Genomic DNA, 24,626 nt, shown 5'->3' with positions numbered 1-24,626 from the left:
CCTAAAACCAGCCTAATCAGGAGCCGCATCGATGAATCGGATTTATCGCAAGGTCTGGAACAAAGCACTGGGGCAGATGGTCGTCGCCTCGGAATTGGCCAGCAGCCAGTCCTCGGGTGTCGTCATCGATCAGCGCCGAACCTCTGGCGGACGCAACACCGCACTGCTCTCGGCCGCCGTCGCGTTGACGCTTGGATTGGGCACGGCAGGCGCCGTGCAGACGGCGTACGCGCAATCGGTGGAAGTGGGGGGCAATGCGAACTGCCTGGTGCTCAACAGCGGCATCGTCGACAGCTGCGTGGTCGATGGCAACGCCACGGCATCGGGCACCAACGCGGTCGCCATCGGCAGCAACAGCACGGCCTCGGCGGCCAACAGCGTGGCGCTCGGCGCCGGCTCGAAGGCCAACCGGGCCAACACCGTGTCGGTGGGGGATGCCGGCAAGGAACGCCAGGTCACCAACGTCGCCGCCGGCACGGCCGCGACGGACGCGGTGAACAAGGCACAGCTGGACAAGGTGGCGGTCGCGGCCGAAGGCGCGACCCGCTATTTCAAGGCCGACGGTGACGGCAGCGACGCCGATGCGGCAAAGATCGATGGCGAGGGTGCACTGGCCGCAGGTGCCAGCGCCAATGCCGATGGCGACGGCGCAACGGCGCTGGGTCGCAGCAGCCAGGCGATCGGCAATGCCACCACGGCAGTGGGCAGCGAAGCGCTCGCGATCGGCCTCGGGGCGAGTTCGTTCGGCCAGGGCAGCATGGCCTTCGGTGATGCCAGCATCGCGCTCGGCCAGAGTGCCGCGGCCTTCGGTCTGGGCGATGTCGCCCTCGGTGCATCGGCCGTGGCGGCCAGTGAAAACGGTGCGGCCACCGCGATCGGCGGCCTGGCGGAAGCCAGTGCCGATGGCGCGACCGCGATCGGTGGGGGTGCCTTGGCCATCGGCCCGGGCAGCACCTCGCTCGGCCGCGGTGCGGCCAGTGCCGGTGAAGCCTCGGTCGCGGTCGGCGCGTTCAGCGTCGCGGTCGCGGATTTCAGCGCGACCCTCGGCGCGAACTCGGCTGCGGTGGCGGTGGGCAGCGTGGCGCTCGGCGCCGGTTCGTACGCCGATCGCGTCGATACGGTATCGGTCGGCAATGCGGAAAACGGCCTGCGTCGCCAGATCACCAATCTTGCCGATGGCACCGAAGACAGCGACGCGGTGAACAAGGCGCAGCTGGACCAGGTCGGTGCGGTCGCAGCCAACACCGACAAGCGCTTCCAGGCCACCGGCAGCAGCGACAGCGATGCCGGTGCCCTCGCAGCAGGCGACAACGCGACCGCGATCGGTGAAGCCGCCAACGCGCTGGCCAACGGCGCGACCGCGCTCGGCAGCGGCGCCACGGTCACCGCGCAGAACGCTACGGCCGTCGGCTACAACGCCAGCGCCACGGGCCAGAACAGCGCGGCGTTCGGCACCAATGCGCAGGCCAATGGTCCGGGCAGTGTGGCAGTGGGCGGTGCAGCGGTGGATGCCGATGGCAACCCGCTGATCACCAACGGCGGCGTGCCGGTGGATACCGGTGCGACCAGCGCAGGCGTAGGCGGCACGGCCGTCGGCGCGAGCGCGGAAGCCTCGGGTTTCGCTGCATCGTCCTACGGCGTCGGCGCATACGCGGCCGGTGCACAGGCCTCGGCGTTCGGGGCGGTGGCCAATGCCACCGGCGACTATTCCACCGCCGTCGGTACGCAGAGCGTGGCGACCGGCAACAGCAGCACCGCCATCGGCGGTCCGGCGGATCTGCTGCCGGGCCTGGGCTTCTTCGTTCAGACCCAGGCCAGTGGCGAAGCGGCCACCGCGGTGGGCGCAGGTGCGATCGCCAGCGGTGATTACGCGGTGGCCAACGGTACCCTGAGCGAAGCCTCGGGCACCGAAGCTACCGCCGTGGGCTACTTCGCCTACGCCCCGGGCGAGGGCGCCACGGCGCTCGGCGCGGAGACCTGGGCCAGCGGTGAACTGAGCACCGCGGTGGGCTTCTACAGCACTGCGCGCGGCGCGAACAGCGTTGCGCTGGGCGCCAACTCCACCGCCACCCGCGACAACACGGTCTCGGTCGGTGATGTCGGCAACGAGCGCCAGATCACCAGCGTCGCGGCCGGTACCGAAGCCACAGACGCGGTCAACAAGGCGCAGCTTGACGCGGTTGCGACGTCGGCCTCGGCGACCTCGGCGCAGTTCAAGGCGAACGGTGCGGCCAGCGGTGCGGTTGGCGCATTCGCCGATGGCGAGGATGCGCTGGCGGCCGGTGAAGCCAGCAATGCGCTGGGTGCCGGCGCCACTGCCGTGGGTGGTGGTGCGACCGCAGTCGGCGATGACACCGTCGCGCTGGGCCGCAACAGCAGCGCCACCGGCACGGGCAGTGTCGCCATCGGCGGCCTGGGCCAGGCGTATGACGAATACAACCAGCCGCTGGTCGATGACCAGGGCAATGCGATCCTGATCGGTGCCACTGCCGCGCCGGACAGCGTGGCGGTCGGTGCCGGCGCGCAGGCCACCGGCACCACCAGCAATGCGTTCGGCAGCGGTGCACAGGCCACCGGCAGCAACAGCCTGGCCAGCGGCTACAAGGCGCGCGCCACCGGCGACTACAGCGTGGCGCAGGGCGACAACGCCTTCGCCAGCGGCGAAGAAACCACCGCGACCGGCGCGTATGCGTGGGCCACCGCGGATGGCGCCACCGCCTTCGGTTCCAGTGCGTGGGCGACCGAAGCCAACGCGACGGCGGTGGGTCAGTCGGCCTGGGCCAGCGGCACCGGCTCGACCTCGATCGGGTACAACAGCTGGGCGCGCGGCAGCAGTTCCACCGCGCTCGGCCGCGGTGCTTTCGGCTACGGCGACAACAGCGTGGCCGTCGGTTTCCAGGCATTGGGCAACAGCATCAACAGCATCGCCATCGGCACCAACGTGGTCGCCGGCGGCGAGAGCGCGATCGGCATCGGTGCCGGCAGCAGCGCAACGGCGTCCAATGCGGTCGCGCTCGGCGCGGGTGCGGTCGCCGACCGTGCCTACACCGTCTCGGTCGGCAACGATGACCGGCAGCGCCAGATCACCCAGGTGGCCGCCGGTACCGAGGGCAGCGATGCGGTCAATGTGGATCAGCTGACCGCGGCAACCGACCAGTTCCAGGCCAGTGGCGAGGGTGTGGCCGTCGCCGGTGGCCAGGAAAGCGTGGCCGCCGGTGCGAACGCGGCCACCGATGGCGATTACGCCACCGCGGTGGGTTCAAGCAGCTTCGCGGCCGGCACGGGCGCGTCGGCGTTGGGCAGTGGCGCCTTCGCCCTGGCCGACAACGCCAGTGCCGTCGGCTTCAATGCCGTCGCCAGCGGTGCCAATGCGATCGCGGTCGGCGCCAATGCGCAGTCCACCGCCGAGTACGCGACGGCGACCGGTGCCGAAAGCCTGGCCTCCGGCGAGCAGAGCACCGCGACCGGTGCGGCCAGTGTCGCCTCCGGCGCCGGCAGCCTGGCCGGCGGCGCGCTGTCGGAGGCGGCCGGTGAAGAATCGGTGGCCCTGGGTTACTTCAGCAGCGCGAGCGGCGAAGGTGCAACCGCGGTCGGTGCGGAAAGCGTGGTCAGTGGGACGCTCTCGGCCGGTTACGGGTTCGCCTCCGAAGCGACGGCGAATTACACCACCGCGATCGGTGGCTACGCGGTGGCGTCGGCCTTCAACGCGACCGCACTGGGCAGCTTCGCCCAGGCGACCGGCTCCAACAGCGTGGCACTCGGTGGCGATGCCGAAGCCTCCGGTGCGTACAGCACCGCCACCGGCCAGGGCAGCCTGGCCAGCGGCATCAACAGCGTGGCCGTCGGTGGTGCGCTGTTCGGCCTGCTGCCCACCGAAGCCTCCGGCAACTACTCCACGGCCGTCGGCGGTGGTGCATGGTCGCCGGGCGTCAACAGCACCGCGCTCGGCAATGCGGCCACCTCGAGCGGCGCGAACAGCGTCGCCCTCGGCGCCGACTCGATCGCCGACCGCGATGACAGCGTCTCGGTCGGCAGTGCCGATGCGCAGCGGCAGATCACCAACGTCGCAGCAGGCACCGACGGCACCGATGCAGTCAACGTGAACCAGTTGAATGCAGTGGCCGATGCGGCCGCCACCACCAGCAAGTACTTCCAGGCCAGTGGCAGTGCCGACAGCGATGCCGGTGCCTACGTGGAAGGCGACAACGCGCTGGCCGCCGGTGAGGCGTCCAACGCCATCGGCAACGGTGCCACCGCGCTGGGCAGCGGCAGCACCGTGATCGGCACCGAATCCACCGCGCTGGGCTTCAACGCCACGGTCACCGGGGACAACGCGGTGGCGATCGGCAGCAATGCGAGCAGCAGCGCCGCAGGCGCGGTGGCCATCGGCGATCTGAGCGCGGCTTCCGGCGCGGCCAGCGTCGCCATCGGCGGCGGTTCGCTGTCGCAGGGCTTCGGTGCGGTGGCGATCGGTGCCGGCTCCGAGGCTGCGGGCCTTGCCGCCACGGCGGTCGGTTACGGCGCCTGGGCGCTGGGTCGCGAGTCCACCGCGATCGGCAACTTCGCCACCGCGGACGGCTGGCAGGCCAGTGCGTTCGGCGCGAACGCCACCGCAGGCTTCTTCGGCACTGCACTGGGCAGCAATACGCAGGCGGCCGACGTGGCGACAGCGGTAGGCCAGGGCACGCGTGCGGATATCGCCGGTGCCGCCTTCGGGGTGCAGGCCAACGCAGGCCTGTATGGCGTGGCGGTGGGTAACAACGCCGCTACCGGGGAAGACGGCGTGGCCGTCGGCTTCAACGCGCTGGCCGGTGCGGATGCGGGCAGTGTCACGCAGGGCATCCAGACCACCGCCATTGGCAGTGAAGCCTGGGCGACCGAAGACGGTGCCACCGTCGTCGGCTACAACAGCTACGCACAGGCGGTGAATTCGACCGTGGTGGGCAGCAACACCTGGACCACCAAGGACGCCGAGAACAGCGTCGCGCTCGGCGCCGGATCGCTGGCTGATCGTGCCAACGCCGTCTCGGTGGGTGCCGCGCAGGCCTGGACCGACGCGGCGGGCGTGGTGCATGAGGCCATTGATCGGCAGATCACCAATGTCGGGGCCGGTACCGAAGACACCGATGCGGTCAATGTCGCGCAGCTGAAGGAGGTGGCAGCAACGGCTGAAGCCACCAGCAAGTACTTCCAGGCCAGCGGCAGCGCTGACAGCGACGCCGGTGCGTACGTGGAAGGCGACAACGCGCTGGCCGCCGGTGAGGCGTCCAACGCCATCGGCAACGGCGCCAGCGCGCTCGGCAGCGGGGCAACGGCCGTCGCCGACAACGCGACCGCGGTCGGCTTCAACGCCTTGGCAAGCGCCGAAGGCGCCGCGGCCCTGGGCAGTGACGCGCAGGCGACCGGCGAAGACAGCGTCGCGGTCGGCAACGGCGCCAGTGCCAGCGAGATCGGTGCCAGTGCCACGGGCGCCGGTGCGCAGGCCGGCGGTGCTTACGCCACGGCGACCGGCAGCCAGTCCACGGCGGCGGGCCAGCAGGCCACCGCCAACGGCTTCCGCGCGAATGCCTCCGAAGCCGGTGCATCGGCTTTCGGCAGCTACAGCGAAGCGACCGGGCAGCTCTCTTCCGCGCTGGGCTACGGGGCGGTTGCCTCCAACGCCTACGCCGTGGCGGTGGGTGCCGCCTCGACCGCCTCCGGCGCGGGTGCGGTGGCAGTGGGCGAATCGTCTGAAGCCACCGGCGATGAGAGCGTGGCGATCGGTGGCACGACCTTCTACGGTCTGCTGCCGTCGCGCGCGTCGGGCACCGGTGCTTCCGCATTCGGTGCAGGCGCGTGGGCAACCGATGATTACGCCACCGCGATCGGCTGGAACGCGTGGGCCGATGCGGGCAATGCGACCGCACTGGGCGCCAGTGCCAGCGCGGAGGGCGTGAACAGCGTCGCGCTCGGCGCCGGTTCCACCGCGGATCGCGACAACTCGGTCTCGGTCGGTACAGCCACCGCGCAGCGGCAGATCACCAACGTCGCCGCCGGTACTGAAGGCACCGACGCGGTGAACGTCGATCAGCTCAATGCGGTCGCCGATGTGGCGGAAACCACCAGCCGGTACTTCCAGGCGTCGGGCAGCGGCAATGGCGATGACGTCGGCAGCTATGTCGACGGGGCGTATGCCACCGCGGCGGGCGAAGCGGCCAATGCGTTCGGCACCGGGGCCTCGGCCTATGGCAGCGGCGCCCTGGCCTCCGGGCGCAACGCCTCGGCGTCGGGCTTCAACGCCTCGGCCACGGCCGATTCGGCGACCGCCATCGGTGGTGCGCTGTATTACGAAGATGACAATGGCAACGTGCTGCTGGACAAGGCCACCAGTGCCAGCGCCGTCGGTGCCACCGCACTCGGTGCGGGGGCGCAGGCGGACGGCAGCTTCAGTACCGCCACCGGCGCCGGCGCCACGGCAACGGGGCTGCAGTCCTCGGCGTTCGGCTACAGCGCCGAAGCCGGCAGCGACTACAGCACTGCGGTCGGTACCTTCAGCGCGGCCAGCGGCGTGCGCACCACGGCGTTGGGCTACGGCGCCGAAGCCAGTGGTGATTACGCGTCCGCACTGGGCTGGGGCAGCACCGCCTCGGGCAGCTACGCCAATGCACTGGGCTACGCGTCGCAGGCCAGCGGCGACAACAGTGTCGCTGCCGGTTCCAACGCCTGGGCCACCGCGGCACGCACCACGGCGGTCGGGCAGCTGGCCTGGGCCACCTCCCAGGGCGCCACCGCCATCGGTCAGGACAGCTACGCGTACAGCGGCATCAATGCCACCGCGTTGGGCACCAGTTCGTCGGCCAGTGGCGCGGGCAGCGTCGCGCTCGGCGCCGGCGCCCGCACCAGCGAGGCCAACGTGGTCTCGGTCGGCGGCGGCAATGGCACCACCGGCCCGGCCACGCGCCGCATCACCAATGTCGGGGACGCGGTCAATGCCAGTGACGCGGTGACCAAGTCGCAGCTGGATACCGTGGCTGCGACCGCCGATGCGGTCGGCAAGCACTTCCAGGCCAGCGGCAGCGGTGTGGCCACGGCAAGCGGCAGCGATGCGCTCGCCGCCGGTTCCGGCGCGACCGCCAGCGGAACCCGCAGCAGTGCATTGGGTACCGCCGCCATCGCCTCGGCCACCGGTGCCACCGCAGTCGGCGCCGATGCCTCGGCACGCGGTGCCAACAGCACCGTGCTCGGCCGCCAGGCCTCGACCAATGCGACCAACGGCGTGGCGATCGGCAACGGCGCATTCGCCAGCAACGGGGCCAACAGCATCGCGATCGGTTCGGCAGCGGGCGTCTCCGGTGCCAACGCTGTGGCGCTGGGTGCGGGGTCGCGCGCAGTGGAGGCCAACGTGGTCTCGGTGGGGGGCGGCAACGGCACCGACGGCCCGGCCACGCGCCGCATCGTCAACGTCGGCGCCGGCCGCATCGCGGCAGGCAGTACCGATGCGGTGACCGGTGGCCAGCTCAACACCACCAACCAGCGTGTCGGTGCGGTGGAAACCCGGGTCGGTGATATCGACACCCGGATCGGCTCGGTCGAGAACGTCACCGCCAATGCGCTGACCTATGACGACAGCAGCCGCGACACACTGACCCTGTCGGGTCTGCAGGGCACCACGCTGGACAACGTCGGCAGCGGTTCGATCGCGTCCGGCAGCCGCCAGGCGATCAACGGCGGACAGTTGTTCCAGTCGCTGACCGATGTCGCCACCTTCCTCGGCGGCGGCGCCAGCGTGGGCATGCAGGGGGTGTTCGTCGCGCCGAACTATGTGATCCAGGGGGCGACGTACAGCAACGTGGGCGATGCACTGGGTGCGCTGGACCGCAAGGTCAGCGATCTGGACCAGCGCGTGGCCGGTGGCGGCAGTGGCGGTGCACGTGCACGCACCGCCGCAGTGGCCACCGCCAGCGTCGCACCGGAAGCCAGTGTCATGAGTGCTGCCAGCGAGGACGCGATTGCGACGGTCCAGGGCACGCCGACCGCGGCGAGCGTGGGCAGCAGTCAGCCGCTCAGCGCGCCGGCGGCCGCACCGGCCGCGGTCAATGCGGTGGTGATGGGGGACGGTGCCGTGGCCAGCGGGGCGTCGGCCACGGCGATCGGCCAGGGCGCGACCGCCTCGGCCGCCAACTCCGTGGCACTCGGGCAGGGTTCGGTGGCGGATCGTGCCGATACGGTCTCGGTCGGCAGCGTCGGCAACGAGCGTCAGGTCGCCAACGTCGCGGCCGGTACGCAGGCCACCGATGCGGTCAACAAGGGCCAGCTGGACGGTGGCATCGCGACCGCCAACAGCTACACCGACCAGCGCTTCACCTCGATGGCCGACAGCTTCGATATCTACAAGGGGGAGATCGACCAGCGCCTGCGTCACCAGGACCGTCGCATTGATCGCCAGGGTGCGATGAGCGCGGCCATGCTCAACATGGCCACCAGCGCCGCCGGCGTGCGCACCCAGAACCGCGTCGGTGTCGGCGTCGGTTTCCAGGGGGGCGAATCGGCGCTGTCGCTGGGCTACCAGCGCGCGCTCAGCGAGCGCGCGACGGTGACCCTGGGCGGTGCCTTCAGCAGTGATGACAGCTCGGTCGGCGTGGGTGCCGGCTTTGGCTGGTAAGCCGTTTCAACGCGGGGCCGTGCGCGGCCCCGCTGCAACGCAATGCAAGGCCTGAGGGGGCGGGTCACGGGAACCCTGGCCAGGGCCGGCCAGGGAGCTCGCATGGAGTGTTGGCCTGAACAGTCGTTTGATCCATGACCTTGAAGAGGACGTCAACGTGACCAGTAAGCAGAACCTTCGCATCAATGTGCTGGCAGCCGCCGTGCTGTCGTTGTCCGCAGGCGCCAGCGCCTATGCCGCGGGCCTGCCGGCCAAGGAGCCGGTGCGCCAGCCGGCTGCCGCCCAGGGCGCAGAGCGCATCATCGTCAAGTACCGCACGGGTACCGCGGCGGCCACGGATCGTTCGGCCAAGCTGACGGCCGTGCAGTCGGCGGTCGCCCGTGCCAGCGTCGGTGGTTCCGCCGCCGGGCGTGCCAGTGCGGTGAACCCGCAGATCGTGCGCAAACTCGGCGTCGGTGCCGATCTGATCCGCCTGCAGGGCCGCCTGAGTCCGGCCGAACTGCAGAAGGTGTTGGCCGAGATCAAGGCCGATCCCTCCGTGCAGTACGCCGAAGTGGACGTGAAGCTGCAGCGCACCGACGTGCGCCCGCGCAATGCCACGCCGCAGCTGGTGCCGAACGATCCGTACTACGCCCAGTACCAGTGGCATCTCAACAGCGCCACCGGCGGCATCAACGCGCCGGCTGCGTGGGACGTCGCCCAGGGCGAAGGCGTGGTGGTGGCGGTGCTCGATACCGGCATCCTGCCGCAGCATCCGGATTTCTCCGGCAACCTGCTGGAGGGCTATGACTTCATCAGCGACGCGGAAACCTCCCGCCGCGCCACCGATGACCGCGTCCCGGGTGCGCTGGATTACGGCGACTGGGTCGAGAATGACAACGAGTGCTACGCCGGCTCGCTGGCCGATGACAGTTCCTGGCACGGCACCCACGTGGCCGGCACGATCGCCGAGTCCACCAACAATGGCGTGGGCATGGCCGGTGTCGCGTACAAGGCACGCGTGCTGCCGGTGCGCGTGCTCGGCAAGTGCGGCGGCTACCTGTCCGACATCGCCGACGCGATCACCTGGGCCTCCGGTGGCACCGTTGCCGGTGTGCCGGCCAACGCCAATCCGGCCGAGGTCATCAACATGAGCCTGGGCGGCGGCGGCGCGTGCGATGCGCTGTACCAGGATGCGATCAACGGTGCCGTCTCGCGGGGCACGACCGTGGTGGTCGCGGCCGGCAACTCGGCCTCCAACGCGGCCAACTTCCGTCCGGCCAGCTGCGCCAACGTGGTGTCCGTCGGTGCGACCCGGATCACCGGTGGCATCGCTTATTACTCCAACTTCGGCACGGTGGTGGATCTGTCCGGCCCGGGCGGCGGCGGCAGCGTGGACGGCAATCCGGGCGGCTACGTCTGGCAGTCCGGCTACAACGGCCTGACCACCCCGACCTCCGGCGCCTACAGCTACATGGGCATGGCCGGTACCTCGATGGCGTCTCCGCACGTCGCGGCGGTGGCGGCCCTGGTGCAGGGCGCGGTCACCGCGGCCGGCAAGGATCCGCTCAGCCCGGCTGCGCTGGAAACGCTGCTCAAGCAGACCGCGCGCGCGTTCCCGGTCACCATCCCGACCGCCACGCCGATCGGCTCCGGCATCGTCGATGCCAAGGCCGCGCTCGACAAGGCGCTGGAAGAAGAGTGCACCGAAAACTGCGGACCGGTCGCCACGCCGCTGACCAACAAGGTTGCCGTTGGTGGCCTGAGCGGCGCCGGTGGCAGCGAAGCGCTGTACAGCTTCGAGGCACAGGCCGGCAAGGTGCTGAGCCTGCTCACCTACGGTGGCAGTGGCAATGTGTCGGTGTACGTGAGCCAGGGCAAGGAGCCGACCGCCACCGCGTTCGACGCCAAGTCCACGCGTCCGGGCAACAGTGAAACGGTGCGCTTCACCGCACCGGCGGCCGGCACGTACTACATCAAGGTGGTCGGCGAGTCCGCGTTCAGCGGCGTGAGCATTCTGGCCAACCAGTAATACCGCAGCACCCCGAACGGGAGTCCGTCATGTGACGGGCTCCCGTTTTTACATCTGGACGGTGTGCAATCCCGCGTAGGATCGCGGTGAACTGCTAAAGTCGCAGCGGTTGCCAGGAGAATGTTCTTGAACGCGGTTGCCCAGGATCCCACTGCAGCATCCACAGCCGAATCCCGCATCGTTGCGGTATTGCTGGAGAAAGGTCGGCTCAAGGACGGCGACCTGGCCCGTGCGCGCCCGCTGCACCGTGAATCCGGCGGCAGCCTGCTGGGCTTGCTGGTCCGGCTGGGGCTGGTCTCCGAGCGCGACCATGCACAGACCAGCGCCGAGGTACTCGGCCTGCCCCTGCTCGACGCCAAGACGGTGCCGGAATCGCCGCCCGAAGCCCTGCTCGACGGGTTGCCGCTGACGCTGCGGTTCCTCAAACAATTCCATGTCTGTCCGCTGGCGCTGCACGACGACGCGATCGATCTGTGGGTGTCCGATCCGCAGGACCCGTATGCGGCCGATGCGGTCCAGCTGGCGATCGGGCTGCCGGTGCGCCTGCACGTTGGCCTGCGATCGGAGATCGATGACCTGATCGAGCGCTGGTTTGGCCAAGGCCGCAGCGCGATGGGCGCGATCATCGAGACCGCCGACGGGGAGGGCGCCGCGGTCGACGACATCGAACACCTGCGCGATCTGGCCTCCGAAGCGCCGGTCATCCGCCTGGTCAATCTCGTCATCCAGCGCGCGGTGGAACTGCGCGCCTCGGATATCCACATCGAGCCGTTCGAGAATCGCCTGAAAGTGCGTTACCGCGTGGACGGCGTGCTGATCGAGGGCGAAAGCCCGCCGGTCAACCTGACCGCCGCGGTGATCAGCCGCATCAAGATCATGGCGCGGCTGAACATCGCCGAGCGCCGCCTGCCGCAGGACGGCCGCATCATGCTGCGCGTGCAGGGCAAGGAGCTGGACCTGCGCGTGAGCAGCGTGCCGACCGCGCACGGCGAAAGCGTGGTGATGCGCCTGCTCGACCGCGATACGGTGGTGTTCGATTTCCATCGTCTGGGGTTCACCGACGCCTTCCTGCCGCAGTTCCGCAAGGTGCTCGAACAGCCGCACGGGATCCTGCTGGTCACCGGCCCGACCGGCTCGGGCAAGACCACCACGCTGTACACCGCGCTGAGCCAGCTCAATACCGCCGACGTCAAGATCATCACCGTCGAAGACCCGGTCGAGTACCAGATCGAAGGCATCAACCAGATCCAGGCCAAGCCGCAGATCGGGCTGGATTTCGCCAATGCGCTGCGTAGCATCGTGCGGCAGGATCCGGACATCATCATGATCGGCGAAATGCGCGATCTGGAAACCGCGCGCATCGCGATCCAGTCGGCGCTGACCGGCCACCTGGTGCTCTCCACGCTGCACACCAACAACGCGGCCGGTGGCATCACCCGCCTGCTCGACATGGGCGTGGAGGATTACCTGCTCACGTCCACCATCAACGGCATCCTGGCCCAGCGCCTGGTGCGCCGGCTGGAGCCGCAGCATGCGCAGCGTTATGCCGCCTCGCCGGAGGAGGTCGAGAAGTTCGGCCTGCGCCGGCTGCAGCCGGAGGGCGAGATCTTCCTGTACCGCGCGCAGCCCTCGGCGATCGCGCCGACCGGCTATCTCGGCCGGACCACCATCGTCGAGTTCCTGGTGATGAACGATGCGCTGCGCAGTGCGGTGATGCGTCGCGCCGGGATGGGCGAGATCGAGCAGATCGCCCGCGCCGCCGGCATGCGCACGATGTACGAAGATGGCCTGTCCAAAGCGCTGCAGGGCCACACCACGCTGGAAGAAGTGCTGCGCGTGACGGAGGAATCCTGATGCGCGTGCGCGGCCGGCAGTGGGAGAACGGCTGAGCATGGCCCAGTACCGCTACAAGGCGCTCAACGCGCATGGCGAACTGTTCGATGGCCAGATGGAGGCGGCCAGCGAAGCCGAGGTGGCCGCGCGCCTGCAGGACCAGGGCCACATGCCGATGGAAGCACGGCTGGCCAGCGAGGGCGTGGCCGGTGCCTCATCCTGGGCGGCGCTGCTGCGCCGGAAGCCGTTCGACGGCGGCGGGCTGGTGCAGTTCACCCAGCAGCTGGCCACCCTGCTCGGTGCGGGGCAGCCGCTGGACCGCGCGCTGAGCATCCTGCTGGAGCTGCCCGAAGACGAGCGTACGCGCCGGGTGGTCACCGACATCCGCGACATCGTGCGCGGCGGTGCGCCGCTGTCGACCGCGCTGGAACGCCAGCACGGGGTGTTCTCGCGGCTGTACATCAACATGGTGCGCGCCGGTGAAGCCGGGGGCAGCCTGCACGACACGCTGCAGCGGCTGTCGGACTACCTGGAGCGCAGTGCCGAACTGAAAGGACGCGTCATCAATGCGCTGATCTATCCGGCGATCCTGCTGGCGGTGGTCGGCGGCGCGCTGCTGTTCCTGCTCGGCTACGTGGTGCCGCAGTTCGCGCTGATGTACGAAAGCCTGGATGTCGCCCTGCCGTGGTTCACCCAGTGGGTCCTTACCGCCGGCCTGGTCGTGCGCGAAGGCTGGATCATCATGATCGTGGTGCCTGCGGTGATCGCGCTGGTGGTGGAGCGCCGCCTGCGGCAACCGGCCGCGCGCCTGGCCGTGGATGGCTGGCTGCTGCAGCGCAAAGGCATCGGCCCGTTGCTGGCCAAGCTGGAGACCGCGCGCCTGGCCCGCACCCTGGGCACGTTGCTGCGCAACGGCGTGCCACTGCTGTCCGGCCTCGGGATCGCGCGCAACGTGCTGGGCAACCGCGCGCTGGCCGCCGATGTCGACACCGCCAGCGACGAGGTCAAGAACGGCAACGGCCTGTCGGCGTCGCTGTCGCGCGGCAAGCGTTTTCCGCGCCTGGCGCTGCAGATGATCCAGGTCGGCGAGGAATCCGGTGCGCTGGATACGATGCTGCTCAAGACCGCCGATACGTTCGAGCAGGAAAGCGCGCGTGCGATCGACCGTCTGTTGTCGGCACTGGTGCCGGTGATCACCCTCGTGCTGGCCTCGGTGGTCGGCCTGGTGATCGTGGCCGTGCTGGTACCGCTGTACGACCTGACCAATGCCATCGGCTGACCGGCCGCTGGAGAATACCCCTGTGATTCGATGCAAGGAGCCTGCCATATGCAACGTCGTCGCCTGACCCGCTTCACTTCCGCGCGCCACCAGTCCGGCATGAGCCTGCTGGAAATCATCATCGTGATCGTGCTGATCGGTGCGGTGCTGACCCTGGTCGGCAGCCGCGTGCTCGGCGGTGCCGATCGTGGCAAGGCCAACATCGCCAAGGCGCAGGTGCAGACCATGGCCGGCAAGATCGACAACTACCAGCTGGACACCGGCAAGCTGCCGGCCAAGCTGGATGATCTGGTCACCCAGCCGGGCGGCAGCGCCGGCTGGCTCGGCCCGTATGCCAAACCGGCCGACCTCAATGATCCGTGGGGTCACGCGCTGGAGTACCGCGTGCCGGGCGAGGGCCAGCCCTACGATCTGATCAGCCTGGGCAAGGACGGCAAGGTGGGTGGCAGCAGTTACGACGCGGACATCCGGTACGAGTAACCGGCCTTGGGAGCACCGTGGCCCGTGTCGAGCAGACCGCCGCATCGCGTGCCCGCGGGCAGCCGTGCACGCGGTCTGTCGCTGCTGGAGATGCTGCTGGTGGTCGCCCTGATCGCGATCATCGGCGTGGTCACCGCCACCGCGATGAACGGTGGCATCGATGGCCTGCGCCTGCGCAATGCCGGCAAGGAGATCGCCACCCAGCTGCGCTACACACGCACCCAGGCGATCGCCACCGGGCAGACCCAGCGCTTCGTGATCGATCCGCGCGCGCGCAGCTGGCAGGCCGCGAACGGTCGCCATGGGCAGATTCCCGCCGCGCTGGACGTGCAGTTCCGCGGCGCCGGCCAGCTCAGCACCGCGCCGGGGCAGGGCAGCATCGCCTTCTTCGCCGACGGTGCCGCCAGTGGCGGCAGCATCGCGCTGAGCACGCGCGGTGCGGTGTGGGACATCCAGGTGGGCTGGATCACCGGCGAAGTCCGTGCGGGCCCGCGTCGGGAGGGCCGATGAAGAAGCACCAGCGCGGCTACTCGCTGCTGGAGGTGATCATCGCCTTCGCTCTGCTGGCGTTGGCGCTGACCCTGCTGCTGGGCAGCCTGTCCGGCGCCGCGCGCCAGGTCGGGCAGGCCGAGGTGCGCAGTCGCGCCACGTTGTACGCGCAGTCGTTGCTGACCAGCACCGGCGTGGAGGCGCCGCTGCAGGAGGGCAGCACGCAGGGCGAGTGGGAGCAGGGCAAGTACCGTTGGCGGCTGCAGGTCGAGCCTTATGCGGAGCCGCGCACGACCACCGCGCCGGTGACGACCGACGTCGGCGGCCCCACCCTGGCCCAGATCACCCTGCAGGTGCGTTGGGGCGAGGGTAACGGCGAACAGCTGCAATGGCGCAGCCTGCGCCTGCTGCCCGCCGTACCGGGCACGCCGCGATGACGCTGCGCGCGCGGCGTCCCCGCGGTTTCACCCTGATCGAAATCCTGCTGGCCACGGCGCTGCTGGTGGGCGGTCTGGCACTGGCCTTCGCCACCGTGCGCTCGGCGATGGCGATCAGCCAGCGCGGCGAGCGCATGGCCGCCCAGAACGAGCGCATGCGCGCGGTCGAAGGCTTCCTGCGCCGCCGTCTGTCGACCGCGTTGGTGATCGCGACGTCGCCGCCGGATCCCACCCGCGACCCGGTGTATTTCCTGGGCGAGCCGCAGCGGATGTTGTTCGTCTCCGATCTGCCCGGGTATCTCGGGCGGGGCGGGCCGTATGCGCATGAACTGCAGGTCCGGCGCACGGGCGCGCAGCAGCAGCTGGAGGTCGGGTTGACCCTGCTGCAGAACGGCGAAGCGATCGAAGAAGCTCCGCCGCGACCGCCGGAGATGTTGGCCGATCAGCTGCGCGAGGTGCGCTTCCGCTATCGCGGCACGGATCCGCGCACCGGCCAGCTCACCGAGTGGCTGGACCGCTGGGAGGACACCCGGCGCCTGCCCTTGCTGGTCTCGATCGAGATCGTGCCGCTGCAGGGGCCGGCGTGGCCGCCGATGATCGCCGCCTTGCCGCCACCACGGACGGATCGCCCATGAGGCCGGCGCGCGGCGCGGCGCTGGTGCTGGTGCTGTGGTTGATCGCCCTGCTCACGGCGGTGATCGGCGCATTCGCGCTGAGCGCGCGAGTGGAGCACATGCAGCAGCGTGTGATCGGCGACGACGCCATCGGCCAGGAATATGCGCGTGCCGGGCTGGAATACGCCCTGCATCGCCTGCAGCCGCGCGCCAGCCAGCCGGCATGGGTGGCCGACGGCCGCCGCTACCGGTGGACCTTCGATGAACGCCGGATCGATCTGGCGATCCTCGATGAGAACGGAAAAGTGAACCTGAATCTGGCCGATGCCAGTCTCCTCACCGCCTTCCTGCGCGCGATGGGTGAAGCGCCGGACCGGGCGCAGCGATTGGCCGGGGCCATCGTCGACTGGCGCGATGCCGACAGCCTCAAGCAGCCCGGCGGGGGCGCGGAGACGCCGGATTACGTCGCGGCCGGCCTGCCCTATGGCGCACGCAATGCGCGCTTTGAGACCGTGGGGGAACTGCAGCGCGTGCTCGGCATGGATGCAGACCTGTATGCGCGGATCGAACCGATGCTGACCCTGTACAGCCGCCAGGCACGGCCGGACCCGCGGTTCGCGTCCGGCCCGGTGTTGACCGCGCTGGGGCTGGACGCAGAACGCCTGCTGGCCGAACGCGAGCGCGCCGCGGCCGCGGATGACGCCGGATTGCCGGTCGCACCGCTTGCAGGTGGCAGCGGCACCTATAGTATCGAGAGTCGCGCCACGGACGAACGCGGCCGGATATCGGTACTGCGCGCCGTGGTGAGGATGGGGTCGGCAGGCACGCCGGGAACGGCATACACAGTATTTCGCTGGGAACAGGGAATGGCAGCAAGATGACGGCATGGCGTGACAGTCTGGTGCGGGCCCGGGGGCGCGTGTCGCCTGGCGTGGGCAGCAGCCTGCGCTGGTGGCGGCAATCATTGCTGGCCTGGCTGCCGGTGCGCTGGCAATGGGCGATGGGCTGGTCACGCTCGCGCCTGCTGCTGCAGCGCGACGGTGACGTCCTGCGCCTGCAGCGCCAGACCGGCGAACAGATCGAGGCGATCGCCGACCTGCCGTGGCCGGTCTCGCCCGGCGCGGTCGACGGCGTTCTGGATGCGCGCCTGCGCGGCCTGCCGCGGCACTGGCTGCTGCCCGCCGAGACGGTGCTGCGCCGCCCATTGCGCTTGCCCGCGGCGGCCGCCGAGCGGCTGCGCGACGTGGTCGGTTTCGAGATTGATCGGCAGACGCCATTCGATGCCAGCCAGGTCAGCTATGACGTACGCGAGCTGGGGGCGTTGCCGGATGGCCAGCTGCAGGTGGAGCTGGTGGTGATCCCCCGTCCGCAGCTGGAACAGTGGGCACAGCAGGCCGGGCCTTGGGCACAGGCCGTGGCCGGCGTGGATGCGGTCGACGCCGAGGGCCGTCCGCTGGACGTCAATCTATTGCCGGTTGCGCAGCGGCAGCCGTATCGGGACCCGATGGCGCGCTGGAACGCGATCCTGGCGATCAGCGCGATCGCACTGATCGCGCTGGCCGGTCATCAGCTGCTCGAGAATCGCCAGGCGGCGGCGGATGCGCTGCGCGCGCAGGTCGATGACGCCGCACGCGATGCACGCCGGGTCGCCGCCGAGCGGCAGCAGGTGCAGAGCCTGGTCGAAGGCGCTGCGTTCCTGGAGGGCAAGCGCGCCGAACATGCCAGCACGGTGGAGATCTGGAATGAACTCACCCGCCTGCTGCCGGACGGCACCTATCTGGAAAAAATGTCGATCGAAGGCACGACGCTGCAGCTGATCGGGCTCAGCCGCGAAGCCTCGCAGCTGGTGCCGCTGCTGCAGGATTCGCCGCTGTGGCGCAAGGTCAACCTGACCGGCGTGCTGCAGGCCGATGGCGCGACCAGCGGCCGCGACCGCTTCACGCTGACGGCCGAGCTGCAGCCGCTGCCCGGCGCCACGCCACCTGCGAAGGAGGTTGCCGATGGCAGCACAACCGACGCGCCGTGATCGCTGGCTGGCGCTGGGTCTGCTGCTGGCGGTGATTGCCGTGGCCTACCTGCTGCTGGTGCATCCGTGGTTGACCCGCCCGCTGCTGGCGATCAACGCCGATATCGCCGCCGTGCAGGAGCGCCAGCAACGCGTGGACACGCAGTTGGCGCAGCGTGGGCAGATCGCCACCCAGCTGCGTGAGGTGCAGGCGGCGCTCGAAGGCCGCCCCGGCTTCCTGCGCGAGGCCACCGCTGAATCCGCCGCGGCCGCGCTCTCCAGCCGCCTGCAGGATGCCGTGGCCTCGGCCAGCCCGGGCAACCGCAGCTGCACCATCAGCAACCGCACGCCGCTGCCGGATGCCAGCCGTGAGCCGGCGTTCCCGCGCGTGGCGCTGCAGGTGCGCCTGCGCTGTGGCGTGCCGGAGATGGCCGCGGTCCTGCATACGCTGGAGACGGGCACGCCGCGCCTGTTCGTGGACAACCTCAATCTGCTCGCGCAGCGCTTCCAGCAATCCCCCAGCGAAACCGGTACGGGCCTGGACGTGTCGTTCGAACTGGTCGGGTATCTGCGCCCGGGCGCCGCGCTGGAGCCCGGTGCGGCGCCACCACCGCCGCCATCGCCGTTGCCGGCCGGGCCGAATGCCGACCCGGGCGCGGCACCGCCCGCCGATGCGGCGGAACCCCCGTCGGATGATGCGGCCGACCCAGCGCCTGCACCGGCCGCTGCCGAGGAGGTCGAGCATGAAGCTTGAAGCAGCCGGCCTGCGCACCTGGTGGCTGGGCGGCATCGCACTGTGGGCGCTGGCGATCTGGGTGGCGACGCTGTTCGGGATGGGCAGCCGCATCGCCCCGGCCACCGATGGCGATGCCGGGGCCGCGCCGTTGCCGCGACTCGGGCCCGCTGCGCCCGAACGCATGGCCTCGGCCAGTACCTATGCACAGATCGGCGCGCGCCCCTTGTTCGCCGAAGACCGTCAGCCGCGCCCGTACCTGCTCGGTGGCACCGAGCAGGGCACGGCCAGCAGCGTATCGCTGACCGGCGTGCTGCTGACGCCCGGCTTCGGCATGGCGATCCTGACCACCGACCAGCGCCAGTCGCTGCGGCTGCGCTTGAACGGTGAAGCGGTCAACGGCTGGCAGCTGCTGGCGCTGGAACCGCGCCGCGCCACCGTCAGCGGCCCGGGCGGCACGCAGACGCTGGAGCTGCCCGTGTTCAACGGGCAGGGCGGCGAACCACCGACCGTGCTGGGCGCCACGTCACTCACCTCGGTACCGCCGGCCGGCACCGGCGCGCGTCCGATCAACAGCGTGGCAGCACCGATGCCGCCACCGCCGGCTCCCGCGCCTGCGCCCCAGGCCGCCGCCGCACCCTCGAATGCAGCGCCCACCGCGCAGAATCCGCAGGGGCCCAGCGAAGAGCAGATGAAGGCGATCCGCGAGCGCATCCAGGCGCGCCGCCAGCAACTGCAGCAGCAACAGCAGTCGCAGCAACCGCCCGCGGGCGGCTCCGGCCACAACCCTTAGAGTGACAGCATGACCCTGCGCCTTTTCCCCGTGTCTTTCCTCGTCGCCCTGTTGGTGGGCTGCACCACCGTGCCCGCGCCGGAGGTACGCCGCGATGCGGTGCTCGACAGTCACCAGGTGGTTGCCGGCGACGGCTCCCGCGCGGGCATCGAGGCCGAACCGCTGGGCAACCATGGCGCCCCGCAGGCGGTGATCCGCCGCGGCACCGGCACCATGATCAACCGCAGCGCCGCGGCCGCACCGCAACCCTCGCTGGGCAATGCCTCCACCGGCAACGCCACGTTCAACTTCGAAGGCGAATCGGTGCATGCGGTGGTCAAGGCGATCCTCGGCGACTTCCTCGGCCAGAACTACGTGATCGCGCCGGGCGTGCAGGGCACCGTGACGCTCGCCACGCCCAAGCCGGTGTCCTCCGCACAGGCGTTGAACCTGCTGGAAATGGTGCTGGGCTGGAACAACGCGCGCATGGTCTACAGCGCGGGCCGTTACAACATCGTGGCCGCCGACCAGGCGCTGGCCGGGACGGTCTCGCCGAGCACCGCCTCGCCGGCCAATGCGCGTGGCTTCGAAGTGCGCGTGGTGCCGCTGCAGTACATCTCCGCCACCGAGATGAAGAAAGTGCTGGAGCCGTACGCGCGCCCGAACGCGATCGTCAACGTCGACAACGGCCGCAACGTGATCACCTTGGGCGGCACCCGCAGCGAGCTGGAAAACTACCTGCGCACGGTGGAGATCTTTGACGTGGACTGGCTGTCGGGCATGTCCGTGGGCGTGTTCCCGATCCAGTCGGGCAAGGCCGAGCAGGTCGCCGCCGATCTGGAAAAGGTGTTCGGCGAGGAGAGCAAGACCCCAAGCGCCGGCATGTTCCGTTTCCTGCCGCTGGAGAACGCCAACGCCGTGCTGGTGATCACCCCGCAGGCACGTTACCTCGACCAGATCCAGCAGTGGCTGGACCGCATCGATACCGCCGGCGGCAATGCGCGGCTGTTCTCCTACGAGCTGCGCTACGTCAAGGCCAAGGACCTGGCCGAGCGCCTGGCCGAGGCGTTCGCCAACGAGAACGGCCGTAGCGGCCGCGGCAGCGGTTCGCTGGCGCCGGGCGCGTCGCCGATGGACATCGGCAGCCGCGATGGCAACAGCAACAGCAACTTCTCCAACACCGGCAGCAGCAACGGCAGCAGCCGCGGCGGACTGGGCGAAGGCACGATGAGCCTGCCGCAGCGCCAGTCCGGCAACGCCAGCTTCAGCCTGGAAGTGCAGGGCGATACCGTCGGTGTTTCGGCGGTGGAGGAAACCAACACCTTGCTGGTGCGCTCCACCCCGCAGGCCTGGCGCTCGATCCGCGAGGTCATCGAAAAGCTCGACGTGATGCCGATGCAGGTCCACATCGAGGCGCAGGTGGCCGAAGTCGCGCTGACCGGCGACCTCAGCTATGGCGTCAACTGGTTCTTCGAGCAGGCCGTCGCCACCGGCAAGACCGAGAGCGGCATCGACCTGCCGAGCGCGCTGGGCCGCTCGATCTGGGGCAGCATCTCCGGCACCGTCGGCAACGACGGCGTGGGCTGGACCTTCCTCGGCAAGAACGCGGCCGCCGTGGTCAGCGCACTGGACAAGGTCAGCAACCTGCGCCTGCTGCAGACCCCGTCGCTGTTCGTGCGCAACAACGCCGAAGCCACCCTCAACGTGGGCACGCAGATTCCGATCAACTCGGTGTCGGTCAATACCGGCGTGGGCGGCGACAACACCTACAGCCAGGTGCAGTACCTGGATACCGGCGTGATCCTCAAGGTGCGACCGCGCATCACCCGCGATGGCGTGGTGTTCCTGGACATCGTGCAGGAGGTCAGTTCGGCCGGCGCGATCCCGGCCGGGTGCGACCCGACCCGCACCACCTGCAATCCGCCGATCAATACCCGCAAGATCTCTACCGAAGCGGCGGTGCAGAGCGGCGACACCATCATGTTGGCCGGCCTGATCACCAACTCCGACGACGACGGCGCCAGGGGTGTCCCGGGCCTGAGCAGGATCCCGGTCATCGGCGCGCTGTTTGGCAGCAAGACGAAGAAGTCCGAGCGCTCCGAGGTGATCGTGCTGCTGACCCCGACCATCGTGCGCAACGCGCAGGAGTCGCGGAACCTGACCGACGAATACAGCAGCCGCTTCCGCGCGATGGAGCCGTTCCCCGAGCCCAAGGCCAAGCGCTGAGTGTTGCCCGGCCCCCGCTGTCACCGCGGGGGCCGATCTTGTTACGCTGGCCGCGCCCAAGGGAGGCTGCGATGACACAGCGACACGGCGAAGACGGCAGCACCCGGAGGTCGGCATGACTACGGTCATCCTGCTGCCGATCGGGGTCGATGATGCCGCGCTGGACCGCTGCCTGGCCGCGCTCGATGCCGGCACTGCGCCCGGCACCGCGATCTGGCTGGCCGACGATGGCCAGGCCGGGCCACGCGCGCAGGCGGTGATCGAACACTGGCTCGCGCAGACGCCGCTGCAGGCCGAGTACACCCGCCGCGCCCGCGCCATCGGTGAAGTGGCCCACCTGGATGAGATGCTGGCCGCGTGCACCGGCGCCGATGTCGTGGTGCTCGCCCCGGATGCGATCCCGGCACGGGGATGGCTGCAGCAGCTGCAGGCCTGCCTGGCCCGCGATCCCTCGATCGGCTCCGCCACGCCGTGGTGCAACGCCGGTGAGACGGCGGCCTGGCCGCGGCTGGGCGAGATCAACCCTCTTCCGGACGACCTGGATCTGGCCCCGCTGGCGCAGGCCTGCGCGGCGATGCCGCCGCTGCATCCCGAGCTGCCGTCCGCGGTGACCCACGCGGTGCTGTTGCGCGGCAATGCGCGGCGCAAGGCGGGCGGCCTGGACATGCACAGCTATGCCTCGTGGAATGCCGCCCTGATCGACCTCAGCCTGCGCATGGCCGGGCTCGGCTGGCGGAATGCACTGTGCGAGACCGCGTTCGTCGCCCGGGTCGCCGAAGGCGTGACCGGCGAGGGCGACATGGAGGCGCTGGCAACGCGCTGGCCGGCCTGGCCGCCGCGGCTGGCCGGCTTTCTGATGGCCGATCCACTGCAGCAGGCCCGCCACGACCTGCAGCAGCATCACCGGCAGGCGATAATGCCCAAGGCGCAGGGCGATCTGTTCGCGCCGCCCGTCATTGCCGTCCCGGAGTCGCCTGTTTGAGCCCTGCCATCGCCGCCATCATCGTCAGTTACCAGAGCGCCAGCACGTTGGACGCCTGCCTGCTGCGCCTGCGCGAGGCGCGCGACATCGCGGAGATCCGCGTGGTCGACAACGACTCCACCGACGGAACCCTGGAAATCGTGCAGCGGCATGCCAGCGCGGATGCGCGGGTGCGCTTCATCGCCAACCCGGACAACCCCGGCTTCGCCGCGGCCAACAACCAGGGCGTGGCCGACAGCCAGGCGCCGTGGCTGGCCTTCATCAACCCGGACCTGATGGTCGGCCCCGAAACCCTCGCCCTGCTGCGCGAACGCGCGCTGCCGTTGGGTGACTGCGTGCTCGGTGTCGAGCAGGTCGACGAGGACGGTCGCCCGGACGATGCGGTGCGCCGTCGCGACCCGGATTTCGCCGCAATGCTGCGCAATCCCGGGCAGGGCGGGAAACTCGCCATTCCGGTCGACCGCAGCCAGCCGCTGCAGACCGTGCCGGCCCTGTCCGGCGCATTGCTGCTGATGCCGCGCGCGCTGTTCGACCGGATCGGGGGATGGGACGCCGGCTACCGCCTGCACGCCGAGGACCTGGACCTGTGCCGTCGCGCGCGCGAGGCCGGGGCGGTGATCGCCATCGCCAACGACCTGCAGGTCACCCATGTGCGTGGTGTCTCCAGCCGCTCGCGGCCGTTCTTCGTGGAGTGGCACAAGCACCGCGGCCTGTGGCGGTACTTCCGCCGGTTCGAGGCGCCGCAGCGTCCCTGGCTGGTGCGCTGCGCGGTGTGGGGCGCGATCTGGGCGCATGCCCTGGTCCAGGTGCCACGCCTGCTGCGTCGCCGGTAGACCTCCGCTGCCCGGCCGTTGGTCGTACACAGTGGCAGGCGCATAATCTTCAGCATGATCATCCAGTCCCTGCTCGACACCGACCTGTACAAATTCACCATGATGCAGGCGGTGCTGCATCAGTACCCCGGCGCGCAGGTGCAGTACCGGTTCAAGTGCCGGACCCCGGGCGTCGACCTGGCGCAGTTCATCGACCAGATCAACGCCGAGATCGACCACCTGTGCAGCCTGCGCTTCAGCGCCGAAGAGCTGGACTACGTGCGCGGCCTGCGCTTCGTCAAACCGGACTTCGCCGATTTCCTCGGCCTGTTCCACCTGGACCGCAAATACATCGCGCTGCGCCCGTCCACCACCGTCCCCGGTGAGATCGAGCTGGACATCACCGGTCCGTGGCTGCACACCATCCTGTTCGAAGTCCCGCTGCTGGCGATCATCAACGAGGTCTGGTTCCGCAACACCACCGACTCCGATTTCAGCGAAGGCGAGCGCCGCCTGCAGGCCAAGACCGCGCTGCTGCGCGATACGCCCGGTTTCGAGCTGTGCCGGATCGCCGATTACGGCAGCCGCCGCCGCTACTCGCGCGCGTGGCATGCGCGCATGCTGCCGATGCTGCGCGATGCGCTCGGTGCGCAGTTCGTCGGCACCAGCAACGTGCATTTCGCCCGCCTGTACGGCATGACGCCGCACGGCACCATGGCCCACGAGTATCTGCAGGCGTTCCAGGCGCTGGGCCCGCGGCTGCGCGATTCGCAGGTCGCCGCGCTGGAGTCGTGGGCGCGCGAGTACCGGGGCGACCTGGGCATCGCGCTCTCCGACGTGGTCGGGCTGGAGGCTTTCCTGCGCGATTTCGACATGTATTTCTGCAAGTTGTTCGACGGTGTCCGCCACGACTCCGGCGACCCCTTCACCTGGGGCGACCGCATGCTGGCGCATTTCCACAGCCGCCGCGTGGATCCGCGCAGCAAGGTGCTGGTCTTCAGCGATGGCTTGAACATCGAAAAAGTGATGCAGCTGTTCGACTACTTCCGCGGCCGTTGCCAGGTGGCGTTCGGGGTGGGCACGCACCTGACCAACGACCTGGGGCCGACCCCGCTCAACATCGTCATCAAGATGGTCCGCTGCAACGGCCAGCCGGTCGCAAAACTGAGCGATTCGCCGGGCAAGAGCATGTGCGACGATCCGGGTTATCTGGCGTACCTGCGCCAGGTGTTCGAGCTTTCACCCGAGTGAGACGCCTTAAAAAGCGACAATGGGACGTCATCCGCGTCACTAAGTGACCTTAAGCGTCACT

The 24,626-nt window shown here is 69.7% G+C and carries 16 protein-coding genes; all 16 read left to right on the top strand.

The annotated features are described in order from the left end of the window. Nucleotides 1–31 precede the first annotated feature (31 nt). The 16 genes from AB9O74_RS09860 (at nt 32) to pncB (ending at nt 24,565) form a co-directional block, all read left to right on the top strand. Nucleotides 32–8,641, top strand: coding sequence for an ESPR-type extended signal peptide-containing protein (locus AB9O74_RS09860; protein ID WP_369349184.1), 8,610 nt, complete (start codon nt 32–34; stop codon nt 8,639–8,641). 157 nt (nt 8,642–8,798) lie between these two features. Beyond that, a complete protein-coding gene (locus AB9O74_RS09855; protein ID WP_369349183.1) occupies nt 8,799–10,652 on the top strand; it encodes a S8 family peptidase in 1,854 nt (617 codons plus the stop codon). Nucleotides 10,653–10,778: 126 nt separating this feature from the next. Further along, the gene (gene gspE, locus AB9O74_RS09850; RefSeq protein WP_369349182.1) at nt 10,779–12,506 is read left to right on the top strand and encodes a type II secretion system ATPase GspE; all 1,728 of its coding nucleotides are present in this window, start codon (nt 10,779–10,781) and stop codon (nt 12,504–12,506) included. A 37-nt stretch (nt 12,507–12,543) separates the two neighbouring features. Then, nucleotides 12,544–13,764 carry a type II secretion system F family protein gene (locus tag AB9O74_RS09845; RefSeq protein WP_179460725.1) on the top strand — a complete coding sequence of 407 codons (1,221 nt, stop codon included), beginning with the start codon at nt 12,544–12,546 and terminating at the stop codon, nt 13,762–13,764. 48 nt (nt 13,765–13,812) lie between these two features. Further along, nucleotides 13,813–14,244: a type II secretion system major pseudopilin GspG gene (gspG, locus tag AB9O74_RS09840; protein WP_176990440.1), complete on the top strand. Its 432-nt coding sequence runs from the start codon at nt 13,813–13,815 to the stop codon at nt 14,242–14,244. A 90-nt stretch (nt 14,245–14,334) separates the two neighbouring features. After that, nucleotides 14,335–14,754: a GspH/FimT family pseudopilin gene (locus AB9O74_RS09835; RefSeq protein ID WP_241696592.1), complete on the top strand. Its 420-nt coding sequence runs from the start codon at nt 14,335–14,337 to the stop codon at nt 14,752–14,754. Continuing rightward, entirely contained in the window at nt 14,751–15,170 is a 420-nt protein-coding gene (locus tag AB9O74_RS09830; protein ID WP_369349181.1) for a prepilin-type N-terminal cleavage/methylation domain-containing protein, read from the top strand. The genes AB9O74_RS09835 and AB9O74_RS09830 overlap by 4 nt, the downstream gene beginning before the upstream one ends. Next, nucleotides 15,167–15,805 (top strand): type II secretion system protein J, encoded by a 639-nt coding sequence (locus AB9O74_RS09825; RefSeq protein ID WP_369349256.1) that lies wholly within the window; start codon nt 15,167–15,169, stop codon nt 15,803–15,805. The genes AB9O74_RS09830 and AB9O74_RS09825 overlap by 4 nt, the downstream gene beginning before the upstream one ends. Continuing rightward, entirely contained in the window at nt 15,802–16,665 is an 864-nt protein-coding gene (locus AB9O74_RS09820; protein WP_369349180.1) for a general secretion pathway protein GspK, read from the top strand. The genes AB9O74_RS09825 and AB9O74_RS09820 overlap by 4 nt, the downstream gene beginning before the upstream one ends. Continuing rightward, a complete protein-coding gene (locus AB9O74_RS09815; RefSeq protein ID WP_369349179.1) occupies nt 16,662–17,810 on the top strand; it encodes a PilN domain-containing protein in 1,149 nt (382 codons plus the stop codon). Before AB9O74_RS09820 ends, AB9O74_RS09815 begins: the two co-directional genes overlap by 4 nt. Next, the gene (gene gspM, locus AB9O74_RS09810; RefSeq protein WP_369349178.1) at nt 17,785–18,543 is read left to right on the top strand and encodes a type II secretion system protein GspM; all 759 of its coding nucleotides are present in this window, start codon (nt 17,785–17,787) and stop codon (nt 18,541–18,543) included. The genes AB9O74_RS09815 and gspM overlap by 26 nt, the downstream gene beginning before the upstream one ends. Then, nucleotides 18,533–19,315 carry a hypothetical protein gene (locus AB9O74_RS09805; protein ID WP_369349177.1) on the top strand — a complete coding sequence of 261 codons (783 nt, stop codon included), beginning with the start codon at nt 18,533–18,535 and terminating at the stop codon, nt 19,313–19,315. Before gspM ends, AB9O74_RS09805 begins: the two co-directional genes overlap by 11 nt. A 9-nt stretch (nt 19,316–19,324) precedes the next feature. Then, on the top strand, nt 19,325–21,520 hold the full coding sequence (gene gspD, locus AB9O74_RS09800) for a type II secretion system secretin GspD (RefSeq protein ID WP_369349176.1): 2,196 nt from the start codon (nt 19,325–19,327) through the stop codon (nt 21,518–21,520). Nucleotides 21,521–21,635: 115 nt separating this feature from the next. Then, on the top strand, nt 21,636–22,502 hold the full coding sequence (locus AB9O74_RS09795; RefSeq protein WP_369349175.1) for a glycosyltransferase family 2 protein: 867 nt from the start codon (nt 21,636–21,638) through the stop codon (nt 22,500–22,502). Then, nucleotides 22,499–23,335, top strand: a complete 837-nt coding sequence (locus tag AB9O74_RS09790; protein ID WP_369349174.1) for a glycosyltransferase family 2 protein — start codon at nt 22,499–22,501, stop codon at nt 23,333–23,335. The genes AB9O74_RS09795 and AB9O74_RS09790 overlap by 4 nt, the downstream gene beginning before the upstream one ends. Before the next feature lie 54 nt (nt 23,336–23,389). Next, nucleotides 23,390–24,565: a nicotinate phosphoribosyltransferase gene (pncB, locus tag AB9O74_RS09785; protein WP_369349173.1), complete on the top strand. Its 1,176-nt coding sequence runs from the start codon at nt 23,390–23,392 to the stop codon at nt 24,563–24,565. The last annotated feature ends 61 nt before the right edge of the window (nt 24,566–24,626 follow it).

The sequence above is a fragment of the Stenotrophomonas sp. JAG2 genome (assembly GCF_041080745.1).
Taxonomy (GTDB): domain Bacteria; phylum Pseudomonadota; class Gammaproteobacteria; order Xanthomonadales; family Xanthomonadaceae; genus Stenotrophomonas; species Stenotrophomonas maltophilia_AA.
This window is presented reverse-complemented; position numbering and strand designations above follow the sequence as displayed.

Coding starts and splice junctions, on each gene's coding strand:
- AB9O74_RS09860 (WP_369349184.1), top strand. CDS start 32: ATGAATCGGATTTATCGCAAGGTCTGGAACAAAGCACTGGGGCAGATG.
- AB9O74_RS09845 (WP_179460725.1), top strand. CDS start 12,544: ATGGCCCAGTACCGCTACAAGGCGCTCAACGCGCATGGCGAACTGTTC.
- gspG (WP_176990440.1), top strand. CDS start 13,813: ATGCAACGTCGTCGCCTGACCCGCTTCACTTCCGCGCGCCACCAGTCC.
- AB9O74_RS09835 (WP_241696592.1), top strand. CDS start 14,335: ATGCTGCTGGTGGTCGCCCTGATCGCGATCATCGGCGTGGTCACCGCC.
- AB9O74_RS09830 (WP_369349181.1), top strand. CDS start 14,751: ATGAAGAAGCACCAGCGCGGCTACTCGCTGCTGGAGGTGATCATCGCC.
- AB9O74_RS09825 (WP_369349256.1), top strand. CDS start 15,167: ATGACGCTGCGCGCGCGGCGTCCCCGCGGTTTCACCCTGATCGAAATC.
- AB9O74_RS09820 (WP_369349180.1), top strand. CDS start 15,802: ATGAGGCCGGCGCGCGGCGCGGCGCTGGTGCTGGTGCTGTGGTTGATC.
- AB9O74_RS09815 (WP_369349179.1), top strand. CDS start 16,662: ATGACGGCATGGCGTGACAGTCTGGTGCGGGCCCGGGGGCGCGTGTCG.
- gspM (WP_369349178.1), top strand. CDS start 17,785: ATGGCAGCACAACCGACGCGCCGTGATCGCTGGCTGGCGCTGGGTCTG.
- AB9O74_RS09805 (WP_369349177.1), top strand. CDS start 18,533: ATGAAGCTTGAAGCAGCCGGCCTGCGCACCTGGTGGCTGGGCGGCATC.
- gspD (WP_369349176.1), top strand. CDS start 19,325: ATGACCCTGCGCCTTTTCCCCGTGTCTTTCCTCGTCGCCCTGTTGGTG.
- AB9O74_RS09795 (WP_369349175.1), top strand. CDS start 21,636: ATGACTACGGTCATCCTGCTGCCGATCGGGGTCGATGATGCCGCGCTG.
- pncB (WP_369349173.1), top strand. CDS start 23,390: ATGATCATCCAGTCCCTGCTCGACACCGACCTGTACAAATTCACCATG.